The following is a 15,426-nucleotide window of genomic DNA, read 5'->3' as shown; positions in this document are numbered from 1 at the left end:
GCGTCCCATCATCTTAAACCGTGAGCCATGAGCCCATCCGCGCCCGCCGCCGGTGCTGACGCACCGGACTGGATTGTCCTGAAGTTCGGAGGCACCAGCGTGTCCCGACGCCATCGCTGGGACACCGTCGGCCGGCTGATGAAACGCCGGGCCGAGGAAGAAGGCGCGCACGTGCTGGTGGTGGTGTCGGCGCTGTCGGGCGCCACCAATGAGCTGCAGGCCATTTGCGACGGCCATGCCGATGCTGCCGCCACCCGGGACCGTATCGAGGCCTTGGTGGACCGGCACATCGCGTTTTGCGCCGAGCTCGGCCTGGACCCGATGATCGCCGCAGGCGAGCGCCTGGCGGCGCTGCGCGCCCTGGGTGAGGATCCGCGCCGCGCTGGCGGTGGACTGGCGTGGCAGGCCGAGATGCTGGCGCAGGGCGAACTGCTTTCATCCACGCTCGGCGTCGCCTACCTGCGCTCGCAGGGAATGGACGTGGGCTGGACCGACTCACGCGACTGGATCCACGCCCGGCCGCTGCCGAACCAGAGCGACTGGGCCAAGCGGCTTTCGGCCAGCTGCGACTATCTCGGCGATGTCGGCCTGCGCGCGCGCTTCGCCGCCGCGGGTCCGGCGCTGCGGATTGCCCAGGGCTTCATCGCCCGTGCGCCCGACGGCGGCACCGCCACGCTGGGCCGCGGCGGCTCCGACACGTCCGCGGCCTATTTCGGCGCATTGCTGGGCGCCCGGCGGGTGGAAGTGTGGACCGACGTGCCGGGCATGTTCAGCGCCAATCCGCGCGCGGTGCCCGATGCGCGCCTGCTGTCGCGCCTGGACTACGAAGAGGCGCAGGAAATCGCCACCACCGGCGCCAAGGTGCTGCATCCGCGCTGCATCCATCCCTGCCGTGAGGCGGGGGTGCCGCTATGGATACGCGACACCGAGCGCCCCGACATGGCCGGCACCGTGATTGACGCCTCGGCGACCACGATTCCTGGCGTCAAGGCCATCAGCTCGCGGCGCGGCATCGTGCTGGTGTCCATGGAAACGGTGGGCATGTGGCAGCAGGTCGGCTTCCTGTCTGACGTGTTCGAACGCTTCAAGGCGCACGGCCTGTCGATTGACCTGATCGGTTCGTCTGAAACCAACGTCACCGTTTCGCTCGACCCCAGCGACAATCTGGTCAGCACCAATGTGCTCGACGCACTCTGCGCCGACCTGGCGCAGGTGTGCCGGGTGAAGGTGATCGCGCCCTGCGCGGCGATCACCCTGGTCGGCAGCGGCATGCGTTCTATGCTGCACAAGCTCTCCGACGTCTGGGCCGAGTTCGGCCGCGAGCGCGTGCATCTGATTTCGCAGTCCTCGAACGACCTCAACCTCACCTTCGTCGTCGACGAAGGCCTGGCCGACGGCATGCTGCCGCGCCTGCACGCGCTGCTCGCGCAGTCGGGCGCCATGCCGGTGAACGAGACCGCGGTATTCGGCCCCAGCTGGCGACGCATCGACCAGCCCGCGACGCTGCGGCCAACGCCCTGGTGGCAGCACGAACGCGGCCGTCTGCTGCACCTGGCCCAGGCCGGCACGCCGCGCTACGTCTACCATCTGCCGACGGTGCGCGCGCGAGCACGGGACATCGCTGGCGTGGCCGCGATTGATCGCCGGTTCTTTGCGCTCAAGGCCAATCCGCACCCCCGCGTGCTGCAGACCCTGGACGCCGAAGGCTTCGGCTTTGAATGCGTGTCGCTGGGCGAGCTCGAGCATCTGTTCCGGGTGCTGCCCACGCTGGCGCCGGACCGGGTGCTGTTTACGCCCAGCTTCGCGCCGCGCGGCGAGTACGCCGCCGCCCTGGCGCGGGGCGTGCACGTGACGGTGGATTCGGCCACCCCGCTGCAGCAGTGGCCGGACCTGTTCAAGGGTCGCGACATCGTGCTGCGCCTGGACCCCGGCTTCGGCCATGGTCACCACGAGAAAGTCCGCACCGGCGGCAGGGAAGCCAAGTTTGGCCTGGCCGCCGAGGCGCTGCCGGAGTTCCTGGCGGCGGCGCGCGCCGTCGGCGCCCGCATCACCGGGCTGCATGCGCACATCGGCAGCGGCATCCACGATGCCCGCCACTGGCATACCGTCTACGCCCAGCTTGCGGCGCTGGCGGAAGGCATCGGCACGGTCGGTTTCATTGACGTCGGCGGCGGTCTGGGCGTGGCCTACGACCCCGAGGCCGAAACCTTCGACGTTGCCGCCTATGCGGCCGCGCTGGCCGAGGTGAAGTCGGCCTACCCGCAGTACGCGCTGTGGGTCGAGCCCGGACGCTACCTGGTGGCCGAATGCGGCGTGCTGCTGCTGGCCGTCACCCAGGTCACGCGCAAGCAAGGCCTGCGCCGTATCGGCGCCGACGGCGGCATGAATGTGCTGCTGCGACCAACGCTGTACAACGCATGGCACGAGATCGTGAACCTGACGCGCAGCGACGACCCGGCCGGCGAAGCCAGCGAAGTGGTCGGCCCGATCTGCGAAACCGGCGACGTGATCGGTCGGCAGCGCCGCCTGCCGGACGCCACCGCCGAGGGCGACGTGCTGCTGGTCGGCCACGCGGGTGCTTATGGTGCCGTGATGGCCAACCGCTACAACCTGCGCGAACTGCCGCAGGAGGACGTAATTGATGACTGACTTCAAGCCTGGCGAGATCCGCGCCTTCCGCTTCACCGACTGCCGTTTCGATCCCGCCACGGGCGAGGCGCGGCTGGGCTATGCCTTTGACGACGGCGAGGTGATGGAAGAGGTGATCGGCTTCCCCGGCGCGCCCTTCGCCCTCGACCCGGCGCGCAGCGCGGCCGTGCAGCGCGCGCTGCGCCTGCTGCACCTGATCGCCGGCGTGAGCTACTACAAGGCCGCGGTGCCGCCGCAGATCGTGATTGAAGGCGAGGGCATCGATGCCGCCACGGCGGCGCTGCTGACTTCGGTCTACGAGAACGGGCTGGGTGAGTTCGCCTATCGCAACGGCCTGAAGCTGCGCGGCAAGATCACCTTCCCTGTAGGAGGGCCTTCAGGCCCGAACGCTCCTGGCGAAGGAGCTTCGGGCCTGAAGGCCCTCCTACAGGGATCCGGGCGGGCGCTGGTGGCGATTGGCGGCGGCAAGGACTCGCTGGTCTCCATCGAGGCGCTGCGGGCGCTGGGCGTCGAGCAGAGCGTGGCCTGGGTCGGCAGCTCGCCGCTGATCCGCACCTGCGCCGAGCGCACCGGGCTGCCGCTGGTCAACATCAGCCGCACGCTGCCGCCGCGGCTGTTTGAGATCAATCGCCAGGGTGCGCTCAACGGCCATATACCGGTCACCGCGGTGAACTCGGCGATCCTGGTGCTGGCCGCGCTGCTGCACGGGCACGACCAGGTGGTGTTCTCGAACGAGCGCTCGGCCAGCTACGGCAGCCTGATCCCGGGCACGGGCGAAGTGAACCACCAGTGGTCAAAGGGTTGGGACTTCGAACGCGACTTCGCTGCCTATGTGCGCAGCCATGTCGCCGCCGACCTGCGCTACTACTCGCTGCTGCGGCCGTTTTCGGAGCTGGCGGTGGCGCGCCAGTTTGCCCGGCTCGATCGCTACGACCAGCACTTCTCGAGCTGCAACCGCAACTTCCATATCCTCGGTGAACGTCCGGCGCAGCGCTGGTGCGGCGTCTGCCCGAAATGCCAGTTCGTGTTCCTGGCACTGGCGCCGTTCATGCCCAAGCCGCGGCTGATGACCATCTTCGGCCGCAACCTGCTCGACGAAGCGGACCAGGCGCCGGGCTATGACGCGCTGCTGGAGTTCCGCGATCACAAGCCCTTCGAGTGCGTGGGCGAAGGCCGCGAGTCGCGTGCGGCCATGGACGTGCTGGCCGATAGTCCGGCCTGGCGCGAAGACGCGCTGGTGCAGCGCTATGCGAGGGAAATCCGGCCGCAGCTGGCGCCGGAGGAACGCGGACTGGCGCCGCTGCTCGAAGCCTCGGATGATCATGGTATTCCGGTCGAGCTGTGGGAGCCGCTGCGTGCGTATTTCGGATCTTGAAGGCAAGCGGGTCGCGATCTGGGGCTATGGCCGCGAAGGCCGGGCCGCGCTGGCGGCCCTGCGCTGGCGGCTGCCGCGGCAGCCGGTGACGGTGTTCTGCTCGCCCGACGAGGCCGAGCCACTGCACGAAATGCAGGACCCGGCCCTGCGCATCGAGATCGCCGTGGACGCCGACGCCCTGTCGGAGTACGAGGTGGTGATCAAGTCGCCGGGCATTAGTCCCTATGCCTCGCCCGCCGCCGACGCGGCCCTGCGCGGCGTGCGTTTTATCGGCGCCAGCGGGCTGTGGTTCGCCGAACCGCTGACAGGCAAGCGCGTGGCCGTCACCGGCACCAAGGGCAAGTCCACCACCACCGCGATCATCGCCCACCTGCTGCGCGCCGCCGGCCAGCGCACCGCCCTGGCCGGCAATATCGGCCTGCCGCTGCTCGAGCTGCTGGACGTGCAGCCGCCGCCGGACGTGTGGGCGATCGAGCTGTCGAGCTACCAGACCCAAGAAGCCAGCGCGATTGATGTCGCGGTGGTGCTCAACCTTTTCCCCGAACACCTGGACTGGCACGGCAGCGAAGCGCGCTACTACGCCGACAAACTGGCGCTGGTTACCGGCACGGCGCCGCGGGTCGCGGTGTTCAACGCGGCCGACCCGCACCTGGTCGAACTGGAAGTCCCGCCGACCACGCGCGTGAGCTGGTTCAATCATGCCGACGGCTGGCATCTGCGCGAGGGCAGCGTCTACCGCGGCGAGCGCGCCGTGCTCGACGCCCGCAGCCTGCCGCTGCCGGGTCGCCACAATCGCCTGAACCTGTGCGCCGCGCTGGCGGCGATTGAAGCCTTGGGATTGGACGCGGTGAAGCTGGCCCCGGCCGCGCTGGCGTTTCGGCCGCTGCCGCATCGCCTGCAAACCTTGGGTACGCGCCACGGCGTCGAGGCGGTGAACGATTCGATCGCCACCACCCCACATGCTTCCATTGCCGCACTCGACTGCTTCCGCGGCCGGCGCGTGGCGATCCTGGTCGGCGGCTACGATCGCGGCCTGGACTGGGGCGTGTTCGTGGAGCGCATTGCCGCCGAGCCGGTGGCGGCGGTCATCACGATGGGCCAGAACGGCCCACGCGTGTACGAGAAGCTGCGCACGCTGGCGCTGGGCGACCGGATGGTCCTGGCCGAAGCGGGCGAGATGGAAGAGGCGGTGAAGCTTGGCTTGCAGGTGCTGGGCACCGACGGCGTGCTGCTGCTCTCGCCCGGCGCCCCCAGTTTCCCGCGCTACCTGGACTACGTGGCCCGCGGTCGCCATTTCGCCAAGGCCGCCGGCTTCGACCCCGAGCAGATCAGCGCCATTCCCGGCCTGGGCGTGGCCTGACGCTCACGCGGCGCTTACTCCGCAGGGCGGCCCCGGGATTATCATCCCGGCACTTCCCACCGAGGATTTGCCATGCGCTCCCTGCTCGCCATTGCCCTGCTCAGCCTGGGCTGCACCGCCGTTGCCAAGCCCGTCGCCGAACCGGTGAGCTGGACCCACGAAGGCACCACCTTCGATGGCTACCTGGTCTATGACGCCGACGAAAGCGACCGCCGCCCGGGCCTGGTGATGGTGCCGAACTGGATGGGCGTCACCGACGCCGCGATCGAAAAGGCCAAGCAGCTCGCTGACGACGACTACGTGATCCTGCTGGTGGATATGTACGGCCGCGGCGTGCGCCCGGCCAATGCCGACGAGGCCGGCAAGGCCGCGAGCGCGGTCTACGCCGATCGCGAAGCGCTGCGGGGCCGCATCAACACCGCCCTGGGCGTGCTGAAGGCTTCCGCGGCCAAGACCCCGCTGGATGCAACCCAGCTGGGCGGCATCGGCTTCTGCTTCGGCGGCGCGGTGGTTCTGGACCTGGCCCGCAGCGGCGCGGACGTGGCCGGCGTGGTCAGCTTCCACGGCAATCTGAACACCTCGATCCCGGCGCAGCCCGGTGACGTCAAGGCGAGCCTGCTGGTGCTCAACGGCGCCGACGACACCTATGTGCCGGCCGAACAGATCGCAAGCTTCCAGCAGGAAATGACCGAGGCCAAGGCCGACTGGCAGTTCGTGAATTACTCCGGCGCCGTGCACTGCTTCGCCGAAGCCGACGCCAACAGCCCCGGCTGCCAGTACGAGCCGCTCGCCGCCAAGCGCGCCTACGCCGCCATGGAATCCTTCTTCGACGAACGCTTCAACGACTGAGCCGCTGACCCAAAAAACCCGGTGGCAGGGCCTTCAGGCCCGAACCCCGAGTCCATGTAGGAGGGCCTTCAGGCCCGAACCCCGAGTCCATGTAGGAGGGCCTTCAGGCCCGAAGCTCTTCGGCAAGAAGCTTCGGGCCTGAAGGCCCTCCTACAGTCGTGTTGCGCGGTTTAGCGGGACAGCCACTTCTCGATCGCGGCGCGGTCATGCGCACGCAGCAGCGACTGCACCCGGCGGCGCAGGCTGGCGTGGTCGGCGTCGCGAACGGCGCGGCGCACTTCAAGCAGGGTCGAGGGGTGGAGGCTGAAGTCGCGCAGCCCCAGCGCCAGCAGCAGCGGCACGTTGGCGGCTTCGCCGGCCATTTCACCGCAGACCGCAATCGGGATGCCGTTCCGCCGGCCGTAGGTGAACAGCTCCGCCAGCAGGCGCAGCACCGCCGGATGGCGCGGGGTGTACAGCGACCCCAGCGATTCGTGGTTGCGATCCACCGCCAGCAGGTACTGCACCAAATCGTTGGTGCCCACCGAAACGAAATCCACCAGGTCAATGAAGGCCGGCAGCGCCAGCGCCGCCGCCGGCACTTCGATCATCGCGCCGAGTTCGATGAAGGCGCCGGTGGGTGCGTTCTCCGCCACCAGCGAAGCGCGCGCGGTGTTGAGCAGCGCGACCACGGCCTGCATCTCCTCGCGGCAGCAGATCATCGGCACCAGCACCCGCACCGGGCCATAGGCCGAGGCGCGCAGGATGGCGCGCAGCTGGGTCAGGAACAGGCCCTCGTGCGCCAGCGACAGCCGCACGCCGCGCAGGCCCAGGGCCGGGTTGGGCTCGGTGCGCAGCGTCAAACCACTGTGGTCGGCTTTGTCGGCGCCCAGGTCGAGCGTGCGGATGGTGACCACGCGACCCGCCATGCCCAGCACCAGGTCGCGATAGGCCAGGAACTGTTCGTCTTCGGTCGGCAGTTCGCGGCGCTGCAGGAACAGGAACTCGGTGCGATACAGGCCGATGCCATCGGCGCCCAGGCCGTGCGCCTCGGCGACGTCTTCGCGCGATTCGGCATTGGCATAGAGCCGGATATCCACGCCGTCCTGGGTGCGCGTGGGCTGCCGGCGCAGGCGCGAAAGCTGGGCTTGTTCCTTGCCGATGGCGGCCACGCGTCGGTGGTAGCGCTTGAGGTCGGCCGGGCCAGGCTCGAGCACGATCTCGCCGGTGCCGCCGTCCACCATCAGCGCGTCGCCGTCGTTCGCCAGCGAAAGCAGTTCGCTACCGCCCAGCACCAGCGGCAGGTGCAGGCTGCGGGCCAGGATGGCGCTGTGCGACAGCGGGCTGCCGCTGGCGGTGACCACGGCCACCACGCCCTGCGCCTGCAGCTCGGCCAGTTCCTGCGGCGCGACCGCATCGCAGACCAGGATTTCGCCGGCCAGGCCGACCGCGGCATCGTCGCCGCGCCGCTGCAGTGCGGCGTGGACGCGGCCGATAACGTGGTCGAGATCCTCGCGCCGGCTGCGGAAATAATCGTCGTGCATGCCCTCGAACACCGCGGCCAGCCGGTCGCGCTGCAGCTTCAGGGCGTAGTCGGCGGAATAGCGGCCCGTGCGGATCAGGTCGTCCAGGCCGTGCAGCAGTTCCGGGTCGTCCAGGATCATCGCGTGCAGGTCCAGGAATTCGCCCACCTCTTGGGCCAGCGCGCCGTGCAGTCGCTCGCGCAGGCCGTGCAGCTCGGCGCGAGCGGTGTCCAGAGCCTGGTGCAGGCGATCGATCTCGCCGGCCACCGAATCGGCGCGAATGCGCTGCTCGGTGACCACCAAGGCCTGCGGATGTCGGACGCGAACTCGCCCCAAGGCGATGCCGCGGGCCGCAGGCTGGCCGCGCAGGGCGCGACGCATCAGTCGTCCTCGTCGAACCGGCGCGCGAACAGCGCGACCGCGGCCTCCATCGCCGCCGCCTCGTCGTCGCCGTCAACGCGCAGCACCAGGCTGCTGCCCGGTGCGGCCGCCAGCAGCAGCACGCCCATGATGGATTTGGCGTTCACTTCGCGGCCGCGACCGGTCAGCGAGGCCTGGCAGGCGAAGGCCGACAGCACCTGCACCAGCTTGGCCGCGGCGCGCGCATGCAGGCCCAGGCGGTTGCCGACCTGGAGTTGACGTTCAAGCATCGTTGATCACCACGCCGTTGCGTGCACCGGTGGCGGCCGTGTGCACGAGTTCATCCAGGGCTTGCTCGGGGTAATTGAGCGCGCGCAGCAGCATCGGCAAGGACAGGCCGCTGATGCGTTGGCAGGGCGTTCCGAGCCGCGAAAGTTTTTCAGCCACGCGCGCGGGCGTGGCGCCGTACAGGTCCACCATCAGCAGCACGCCGTCGCCGCCATCGACCTTGCGCAGCGCCGCGCTGGCCGCGGGCAGCACGCCATCGGCCTCGGCATCCCAGGGCACGTCGAAGGCCTCCACGGCCAGCGGCAGCGCGCCCACCATGCGGCGTGCCGCTGCCAGCATGGGGCCGGCAACGCCTTCGTGGCTGATCAGGACGATTCCAACAGACATAAAGAAACCTTAGCAGAGCCAACGCCCCCTGTAGGAGGGCCTTCAGGCCCGAAGCTTTTCGGCGAAAGGCTTCGGGCCTGAAGGCCCTCCTACAGGGGGCGGTAGTGCGGGGGGGGGGTAGGGGGTTATTCGAGTTCGCGGTGGAAGACGACGACGCCTTCGCGGCCCTGCTGGCGGAAATGGGCGGCCAGCGACTCGGCCAGGTAGACCGAGCGGTGGCGGCCGCCGGTGCAGCCGAAGGCCACCGTGAGGTAGCTGCGGGTTTCGGCCTCGAAGCGCGGCACCCAGGTGCCCAGGAAATCGGTGATCTGGGTCCGGAACTCCTGGACCATCGCGTCCTGGTCCAGGTGCTCGCGCACCGCCGCATCCCGGCCCGAGAACGGGCGCAGGCGCGGGTCCCAGTGCGGGTTGGGCAGGACGCGGGCGTCGAACACGAAGTCGGCGTCGGCCGGCAGGCCGCGCTTGTAGGCGAAGGACTCGAACAGCAGCGACAAGCCCTGGTGCGCGCCAACCCCCAGGTCGGTGATCACCTGCCGGCGCATCTGGTGCACGTTCAACTCGGAGGTATCCATCACCAGGTCGGCGATGGCCTTGAGCGGCTGCATGTGCTTTCGCTCGAACTCGATGGCGTCCGCCAGCGGCAGGCCCTCGTGGCTCAGCGGATGCTTGCGGCGCGTGTGCGAATAGCGCTTGAGCAGCACCTCGTCGCGGGTGTCGAAATACACCAGCTTGTGGTCGAAGCCCAGCGCGCCGACTTCCGCCAGCCATTCCGACAGGCGGGTCAGGTCCTGCGTACGGTTGCGCACGTCAATGCCCACCGCCAGCCGGTGCCGGCCGCGGTGGTCGCTGGCGACCGAGCGCACGAAGCGGGGCAGCAGTTCGGCCGGCAGGTTGTCGGTGCAGAAGAAGTCGAGGTCCTCGAGCGTGTTCAAGGCCACCGACTTGCCCGAACCGGACATGCCGCTGACGACGATCAGCAGGGGACGCGCGGATTCGCTCATGGGGCATCCCCGCGCAATAGGAATTCGCTGTGCCGGGCCAGGAAGGCGGCCGCGGGGTCCATGCCCTTGCTGCGCAGCAGGTGCAGGCGCACCGCCGCTTCAGCCAGCACGGCGAGGTTGCGGCCGGCGGCAACCGGCAGTTCCACCACCGGAACGTCGAGGTCGAGCACCTTGCGGCTGCTCGACTCGCCGGTGATGCGCGCCATGGCGTCGGCGGACGGGTCCTGCGCGCGCACCAGGTGCACGATCAGGCGCAGGTACTTGTTCTTCTTGACCGCGGTGTCGCCGAACATCTGGCGGATGTTCATTACGCCCAGACCGCGCACTTCCAGCAGGTCCTGCAGCAGTTCGGGGCAGGTGCCGTCGAGGACGTCCGGGGCGATCTGGGTGAACTCGGCGGCGTCGTCGGCCACCAGGCGGTGGCCGCGGCTGATCAACTCGAGCGCGAGTTCGCTCTTGCCCAGCCCGGAGTCGCCGGTAACCAGCACGCCGATCGAATAGATCTCCATGAACACGCCGTGCATCGTCACCCGCGGCGCCAGCGCGCGCGCCAGGTGGTACTGCAGCAGGTTGAGCAGCTCGTAGCCGCGGCGCGGCGAGGACCACAGCGGCGTGTCGGATTCCTCCGCGGCGTCGCGCAGGTCGGTCGGGCAGTCCTGGTTCTGGGTGATGACCATCGCCAGCGGGCGCGCGTCCATGATCTTCTGCAGCACTTCCCAGCGGTTGCGCGCATCCAGACCGTCCAGCCAGGCCAGTTCGGCCGAGCCGATGATCTGCACCTTGTTGGGATGGATCACGTTCAGATAGCCGGCCAGCGACGGGCGGCGCGAGAGGTGTTCACCGCGCTCGATGACGCGGGAGTCGCCGCGCTGTCCGGCCTGCCAGCGCAGTTCCAGCCGGTCACCCAGCTCGTCGAAGAGTTCGCGGGCGCGCAGCCGGTCGGCCACGTCAGGCCACGACCGGGTCTGCGGCCTGCCACTCCGAGAGCAGCGTGTAGAGCGCGCCTGAATCGGGCGCCTGGCGCAGGCGCTGGCGGAAATCGCCGTCGCCGAACATCTCCGCCAGGTTGGCCAGCAGCATCAGGTGCTGCGTGGCGAAATGCTCGGGCACCACCAGGGCGAACACCAGGTCCACCGGCTGGCCGTCCGGAGCATTGAAGTCCACGGGTTCGGCCAGTCGGAGGAAGGTGCCGGTGGCGTTGGTCAGGCGAGCGCTGCGTCCGTGCGGGATCGCGACGCCGTGGCCCAGGCCGGTGCTGCCGAGTCGTTCACGGCCACAGAGGCCGTCGTAGATGCCGCGTTCGCTCTCCCCGTCGGCGCCGTCGGCCAGCAGGGTCGACAGCTGCTCGAGCAGGCGCTTCTTGCCACTGGTGGCGATGTTGGCCTTGACGCGGGCCGGGGAGAGCAGGTCCAGCAGGTGCATGGCGATGTCAGCCGAAGCTGTCCGAACGTGCGGCAGATTCGCCGCGGTGGTGGTCGGTCATCTTTTCTTTCTGCTTGATCACCAGACGGTCGAGCTTGTCGGCGAGCAGGTCGATGGCGGCGTACATGTCGGGCGCGACGGCCTCGGCGTGCAGGGTCTTGCCCGGCGTCGAAAGCGTGGCTTCGGCCCGTTGTTCAAGCTTGTCCACGGCCAGGGTCACCCGGACCTCGAGGTGGTGGTCGAAATGTCGCGCAACCCGCGCGAGCTTGTCCTGCACATAGTCGTGCAGGGCCGGGGTGACGTCGATCTGGTGGCCGCTTATTTCGATCCGCATGATCACGATCCTCCTGGTTGGTCACGCACATCAAAACATGGCCATCGGCAACGCGCCGTGACCAATGTCAAAGAGAGGTTGGAACTTTCCGCCGCGAGGGCGGTAACGGTCATTCGCCATGGATGAAGGCCTCAGGCCAGGCGCTGCCGTTCGTTGGAGGCAGAGATGTTCATTGCTTCGCGGTATTTTGCCACGGTTCGCCGGGCCACGGGGATGCCTTCGCCCTTGAGGATCTCGGCCAGGCGCTGGTCCGACAGCGGCGCACGCGGGTTCTCGGCCTCTATCAGCTTGCGCAGCATGGCCTGGATGGCCGTGGCCGAGGCGCTGCCGCCGTGCTCGGTGGCGATGCCGGAGCTGAAGAAATGCTTGAACTCGAAGGTGCCGCGCGGCGTGCGCAGGTATTTCCGGGTGGTGGCGCGTGAAATCGTTGATTCGTGCAGGCCCAGCTCCTCGGCCACTTCGCGCAGGGTCAGCGGGCGCATGGCCACGCTGCCGTGGTCCAGGAAGCCGCTTTGCTGGCGGACGATGGCCTTGGCGACCCGGGTAAGGGTGTCGGCGCGGGTTTCCAGGCTCTTGATCAGCCAGCGCGCCTCCTGCAGCTGGCTGCGCAGGTAGCTGTCGTCTTCCCGGCTGGCCTTGCCGATCAGGCGCTCGTAGTGGCGATTGATGCCCAGCCGGGGCTGGCTGCCCGGGGCCAGGCTCACCTTCCAGACGCCGCCCTGCCGGTAGGCGATGGCGTCGGGCGCGATGTATTCGGCTTCACCGGCGCTGATCTGGGCGCCTGGCTTGGGGTCGAGCGAACGCAGCAGGGCCACGGCCTGGTCCATGGCCTCGGTCGGCTGGTGCAGCTGGGCCGCCAGCCGGGCCGCGCCCAGCTTCGCCAGCGCGTCGAGGTGCTTGCCGCAGACTTCCCGCGCCAGAACCACGCCCGGAGTGTCTTCGCTGAGCAGGCGCAGCTGCACGCAAAGGCACTCGGACAGGTTGCGTGCGCCGGCGCCGACCGGGTCGAAGTGCTGGATGATGTGCAGCACGGTCTCGACCTCGACCTCGGAGGCCTTGACCTCCGGCAGCAGGGTTGCCTGGATATCGGCCAGGAGGCTTTCCAGATAGCCGTCGTCGTTGATCGCCTCGATCAGGGCCTGGCCGATCGCGATATCGCGCGGGCCCAGGTGGCTGAGCTGGAGCTGCCAGAGCAGGTGATCGTGCAGGTCCACCGGCGCCGCGGCCGCGAACTCGTCGCTGTCGTCGTCGCCGTGGCCACGACGTTCGCCGCTGCCGCCGGCGCTGGCGTCGAACCAGTCCGCCTGTTCACCGGGATCGAAGTCGCCGCTGTCGGGGCTGTCGCCCGCGTCCTCGCCCGAAGGCGCGTCGGCCGGCTTGTCGCCGTCGGCCGGGGCGTGTGCCGGTTCGGCGTCTTCTTCACGCTCGAGCAGGGGGTTGGATTCGAGGGCCTCGTTGAGCTCGCTCTCGAGCTCCATCGCGGAAAGCTGCAGCAGACGGATCGCCTGGCGCAATTGGGGCGTCAGGGATAGCTGCTGGCCGAGCCGGGTCTGGAGGGTGGGCTTCATGGCGCTCCGCGGAAGGACCGCGCGGCCGGCCTCAGAGGCGGAAGGAATCGCCCAGGTAGACGCGACGCACGTCGGCGTTGGCCAGAACCTCGTCGGGCGAACCCTGCGCGAGCACCCGGCCAGCATTGAGGATATACGCCCGGTCGCAAATGCCCAAGGTTTCCCGAACGTTGTGGTCGGTGATCAGCACCCCGATGCCGCGCTGCTTGAGATGACGGACGATTTTCTGGATCTCGCCGACCGAAATCGGGTCCACGCCGGCGAAGGGTTCGTCGAGCAGCATGAAGCGCGGCGCCGCCGCCAGCGCCCGCGCGATCTCGACCCGCCGACGTTCGCCGCCCGAGAGGCTCGCGCCGGCCTGGCCGGCGACGTGGTTGATCTGCAGCTCTTCGAGCAATGCCGCCAGTTCGCGTTCACGGCCCGCGGCGTCGAGCTCGGGCCGCAGCTCCAGCACGGCGCTGATGTTGTCGGCCACGCTGAGCTTGCGGAACACCGAGGCTTCCTGCGGCAGGTAGCCCAGGCCTCGGCGCGCGCGCTCGTGCATCGGCAGCGCGGTGATGTCCTTGCCGTCGAGCAAAATCTGGCCGCTGTCGGTCGCGACCAGGCCGACGATCATATAAAAGCAGGTGGTCTTGCCGGCGCCGTTGGGGCCGAGCAGTCCGACCACCTCGCCCGGGCGCAGCGCCAGCCCGAAGTCGTGCACCACCTGCCGCGATTTGTAGCTCTTGGCGAGCCCGGCGGCAGTGAGCATCAGTTGGCCGGCGCGGTCTTGGGCAGGATCCGCAGGGAAACGCGCTGCCCGTCGCCGCCGCCTTCGATGCGGCCGGTGTCGAGGTTGTACTTCAGGGTCTCGCCGCGCAGGTTGCCGCGCGGCTGCTCAATGACCACGCCGCCGGTCAGCACCATCACGTCGCTGGACAGGCTGTAGACGACCTGGCGTGCCTGCGCGTCCATGGGTTCGCCCTGGTCGGAAACCTGACGCAGGCGCGCGGGCGAGCCGGTGAGCACGATCCGGTCGATGTCGCCGGCGCGGCGGTGGACCTCGGCGCGGTCGGCATCCACTTCCAGGCTGCCCTGGCGGATCTTGACGTTGCCGGCCAGCGTTGACACCGCGTCGTCGCCGAGCAGCGCATCGGTGCTGTCGGCATCGATGTCCATCGGCTGGCTGCGGTCGGTGGACTTGGCCAGGACCGGGCCGGTGGCGGCCAGGCAGAGGATCAACAGGCTAGTTGCGGCGGGGCGCATAGTGTCCTTTGACGTCGTTCAGCAGCTGGAAACGCTTGGCCGACATGTCTACGTCGAGGCCGGTGCCCACGAGTATAGAGTCGCCATGGGTGATGGTCACTTTCTCGGCGGTATCGGCGCGGTCAATGTCGGGCAGCACCCGCAGCCGTTCGGTGGCGAAACGGGTGCGCAGGCCGGCCGGCGTGACCGGGCTGATCATCTTTACCTGGCGCAGCAGGTGCACCTGGTCGGCGTCGGGGCTTACCCAGGCCGCCTCGGCGCTGGCGTTCCAGCGACCGCCGTCCGCGCCCGGGAAGGAGAATCGGGGTTCGACCAGGCTCAGGCTTTTGCCGCCCACGTCGCGCTGCATGTACGGCCCGCGCACGGTGAAGGATTCGCGGCCTTCCTGGTCCAGCGTGGTCAGCTCGAAATCCTTGAGGATGTAGTCGGAGCGCTGCGCGGCTTCCACCGGCGCCACCTGCCGCTGGTTCCACTGCCACACCGCCACGCTGACGAGGACCACGGCCAGTACCGCCAGCACGCCGTTGAGCCAGGCCCGGCTCATTCGCTGCCGAAGCGCGCGAGCACGGCGGCGCGCAGGCCGCGTGCGTCGAGTATCAGGTCGCAGAGTTCGCGCACCGCGCCTTCGCCGCCGCGGGCGCGCGACTGCCAGTGCACGCGCTCGGCCACCCAGGGGTGGGCATTGGCGGGCGCGGCGGCCAGGCCGGCCAGCGCCAGCGCCGGCAGGTCGGGAAGATCGTCGCCCATGTGCGCGGTTTCGATGGCGCCCACGCCCAGCTGCGCGCAGAGCATGCGCAGGGTGGCGGCCTTGTCCTTCACGCCGGTATGCACGTGCGACAGGCGCAGGTCGCGGGCGCGGGCCAGCACGGCGGCGCTCTCGCGGGCGGTGATCAGGGCCACGGCGATGCCGTGGTCTTCGAGCAGGCGCAGGCCCTGGCCGTCGAGCACGTGGAAGGCTTTGGATTCACTGCCGGCGGCGTCGTAGAACAGGCGGCCGTCGGTGAGCGTGCCGTCCACGTCGAAGCAGGCCAGGCGGATGCCGGCGGCGCGGGCGTGGAGGTCGGCGGGGGTCAGGATCATCGCCGG

Annotated in this window: 16 protein-coding genes; 4 read left to right on the top strand and 12 right to left on the bottom strand. The window is 69.2% G+C overall.

What is annotated here, in order from left to right; translation table 11 throughout:
- Positions 1 to 27 precede the first annotated feature (27 nt).
- The 4 genes from ACYVGY_RS06475 to ACYVGY_RS06460 all read left to right on the top strand — a co-directional run bounded on the left by ACYVGY_RS06475 (position 28) and on the right by ACYVGY_RS06460 (position 6,233).
- Positions 28 to 2,649 carry a bifunctional aspartate kinase/diaminopimelate decarboxylase gene (locus ACYVGY_RS06475; protein ID WP_460456650.1) on the top strand — a complete coding sequence of 874 codons (2,622 nt, stop codon included), beginning with the start codon at positions 28 to 30 and terminating at the stop codon, positions 2,647 to 2,649.
- Positions 2,642 to 4,024, top strand: a complete 1,383-nt coding sequence (gene murL, locus ACYVGY_RS06470; protein ID WP_460456649.1) for a UDP-N-acetyl-alpha-D-muramoyl-L-alanyl-L-glutamate epimerase — start codon at positions 2,642 to 2,644, stop codon at positions 4,022 to 4,024. The genes ACYVGY_RS06475 and murL overlap by 8 nt, the downstream gene beginning before the upstream one ends.
- On the top strand, positions 4,005 to 5,384 hold the full coding sequence (gene murD, locus ACYVGY_RS06465) for a UDP-N-acetylmuramoyl-L-alanine--D-glutamate ligase (RefSeq protein ID WP_460456648.1): 1,380 nt from the start codon (positions 4,005 to 4,007) through the stop codon (positions 5,382 to 5,384). The genes murL and murD overlap by 20 nt, the downstream gene beginning before the upstream one ends.
- Positions 5,385 to 5,456: 72 nt before the next feature.
- A complete protein-coding gene (locus tag ACYVGY_RS06460) occupies positions 5,457 to 6,233 on the top strand; it encodes a dienelactone hydrolase family protein (protein ID WP_460456647.1) in 777 nt (258 codons plus the stop codon).
- Between the two features lie 170 nt (positions 6,234 to 6,403).
- Here the strand turns inward: ACYVGY_RS06460 and ptsP are convergent, their stop codons facing one another.
- The 12 genes from ptsP to ACYVGY_RS06400 form a co-directional block, all read right to left on the bottom strand.
- Positions 6,404 to 8,116, bottom strand: a complete 1,713-nt coding sequence (ptsP, locus tag ACYVGY_RS06455; RefSeq protein ID WP_460456646.1) for a phosphoenolpyruvate--protein phosphotransferase — start codon at positions 8,114 to 8,116, stop codon at positions 6,404 to 6,406.
- Positions 8,116 to 8,385, bottom strand: a complete 270-nt coding sequence (locus ACYVGY_RS06450; protein WP_460456645.1) for an HPr family phosphocarrier protein — start codon at positions 8,383 to 8,385, stop codon at positions 8,116 to 8,118. The genes ptsP and ACYVGY_RS06450 overlap by 1 nt, the downstream gene beginning before the upstream one ends.
- A complete protein-coding gene (locus ACYVGY_RS06445) occupies positions 8,378 to 8,770 on the bottom strand; it encodes a PTS sugar transporter subunit IIA (RefSeq protein WP_460456644.1) in 393 nt (130 codons plus the stop codon). Before ACYVGY_RS06445 ends, ACYVGY_RS06450 begins: the two co-directional genes overlap by 8 nt.
- Positions 8,771 to 8,895: 125 nt before the next feature.
- Complete coding sequence (rapZ, locus tag ACYVGY_RS06440; protein WP_460456643.1) at positions 8,896 to 9,771, bottom strand: RNase adapter RapZ; 876 nt, start codon at positions 9,769 to 9,771, stop codon at positions 8,896 to 8,898.
- Positions 9,768 to 10,718 carry an HPr(Ser) kinase/phosphatase gene (gene hprK, locus ACYVGY_RS06435; RefSeq protein WP_460456642.1) on the bottom strand — a complete coding sequence of 317 codons (951 nt, stop codon included), beginning with the start codon at positions 10,716 to 10,718 and terminating at the stop codon, positions 9,768 to 9,770. Before hprK ends, rapZ begins: the two co-directional genes overlap by 4 nt.
- Before the next feature lies 1 nt (position 10,719).
- Positions 10,720 to 11,193, bottom strand: a complete 474-nt coding sequence (locus ACYVGY_RS06430; RefSeq protein WP_460456641.1) for a PTS sugar transporter subunit IIA — start codon at positions 11,191 to 11,193, stop codon at positions 10,720 to 10,722.
- A 7-nt stretch (positions 11,194 to 11,200) separates the two neighbouring features.
- Positions 11,201 to 11,527: a ribosome hibernation-promoting factor, HPF/YfiA family gene (gene hpf / locus ACYVGY_RS06425; protein ID WP_460456640.1), complete on the bottom strand. Its 327-nt coding sequence runs from the start codon at positions 11,525 to 11,527 to the stop codon at positions 11,201 to 11,203.
- Positions 11,528 to 11,658: 131 nt separating this feature from the next.
- The gene (locus ACYVGY_RS06420; RefSeq protein WP_460456639.1) at positions 11,659 to 13,095 is read right to left on the bottom strand and encodes an RNA polymerase factor sigma-54; all 1,437 of its coding nucleotides are present in this window, start codon (positions 13,093 to 13,095) and stop codon (positions 11,659 to 11,661) included.
- Between the two features lie 31 nt (positions 13,096 to 13,126).
- Positions 13,127 to 13,846, bottom strand: a complete 720-nt coding sequence (lptB, locus tag ACYVGY_RS06415; protein WP_460456638.1) for an LPS export ABC transporter ATP-binding protein — start codon at positions 13,844 to 13,846, stop codon at positions 13,127 to 13,129.
- Positions 13,846 to 14,316, bottom strand: coding sequence for a lipopolysaccharide transport periplasmic protein LptA (gene lptA / locus ACYVGY_RS06410; RefSeq protein ID WP_460456637.1), 471 nt, complete (start codon positions 14,314 to 14,316; stop codon positions 13,846 to 13,848). The genes lptB and lptA overlap by 1 nt, the downstream gene beginning before the upstream one ends.
- A 4-nt stretch (positions 14,317 to 14,320) precedes the next feature.
- Positions 14,321 to 14,884 carry an LPS export ABC transporter periplasmic protein LptC gene (gene lptC, locus ACYVGY_RS06405; protein ID WP_460456636.1) on the bottom strand — a complete coding sequence of 188 codons (564 nt, stop codon included), beginning with the start codon at positions 14,882 to 14,884 and terminating at the stop codon, positions 14,321 to 14,323.
- The gene (locus ACYVGY_RS06400) at positions 14,881 to 15,420 is read right to left on the bottom strand and encodes a KdsC family phosphatase (RefSeq protein ID WP_460456635.1); all 540 of its coding nucleotides are present in this window, start codon (positions 15,418 to 15,420) and stop codon (positions 14,881 to 14,883) included. The genes lptC and ACYVGY_RS06400 overlap by 4 nt, the downstream gene beginning before the upstream one ends.
- Positions 15,421 to 15,426: the final 6 nt, after the last annotated feature.

It is taken from the genome of Arenimonas alkanexedens (assembly GCF_054781355.1).
Note: the sequence above shows the minus strand (reverse complement) of the source record. Positions and strands in the feature narration are given on the sequence as shown.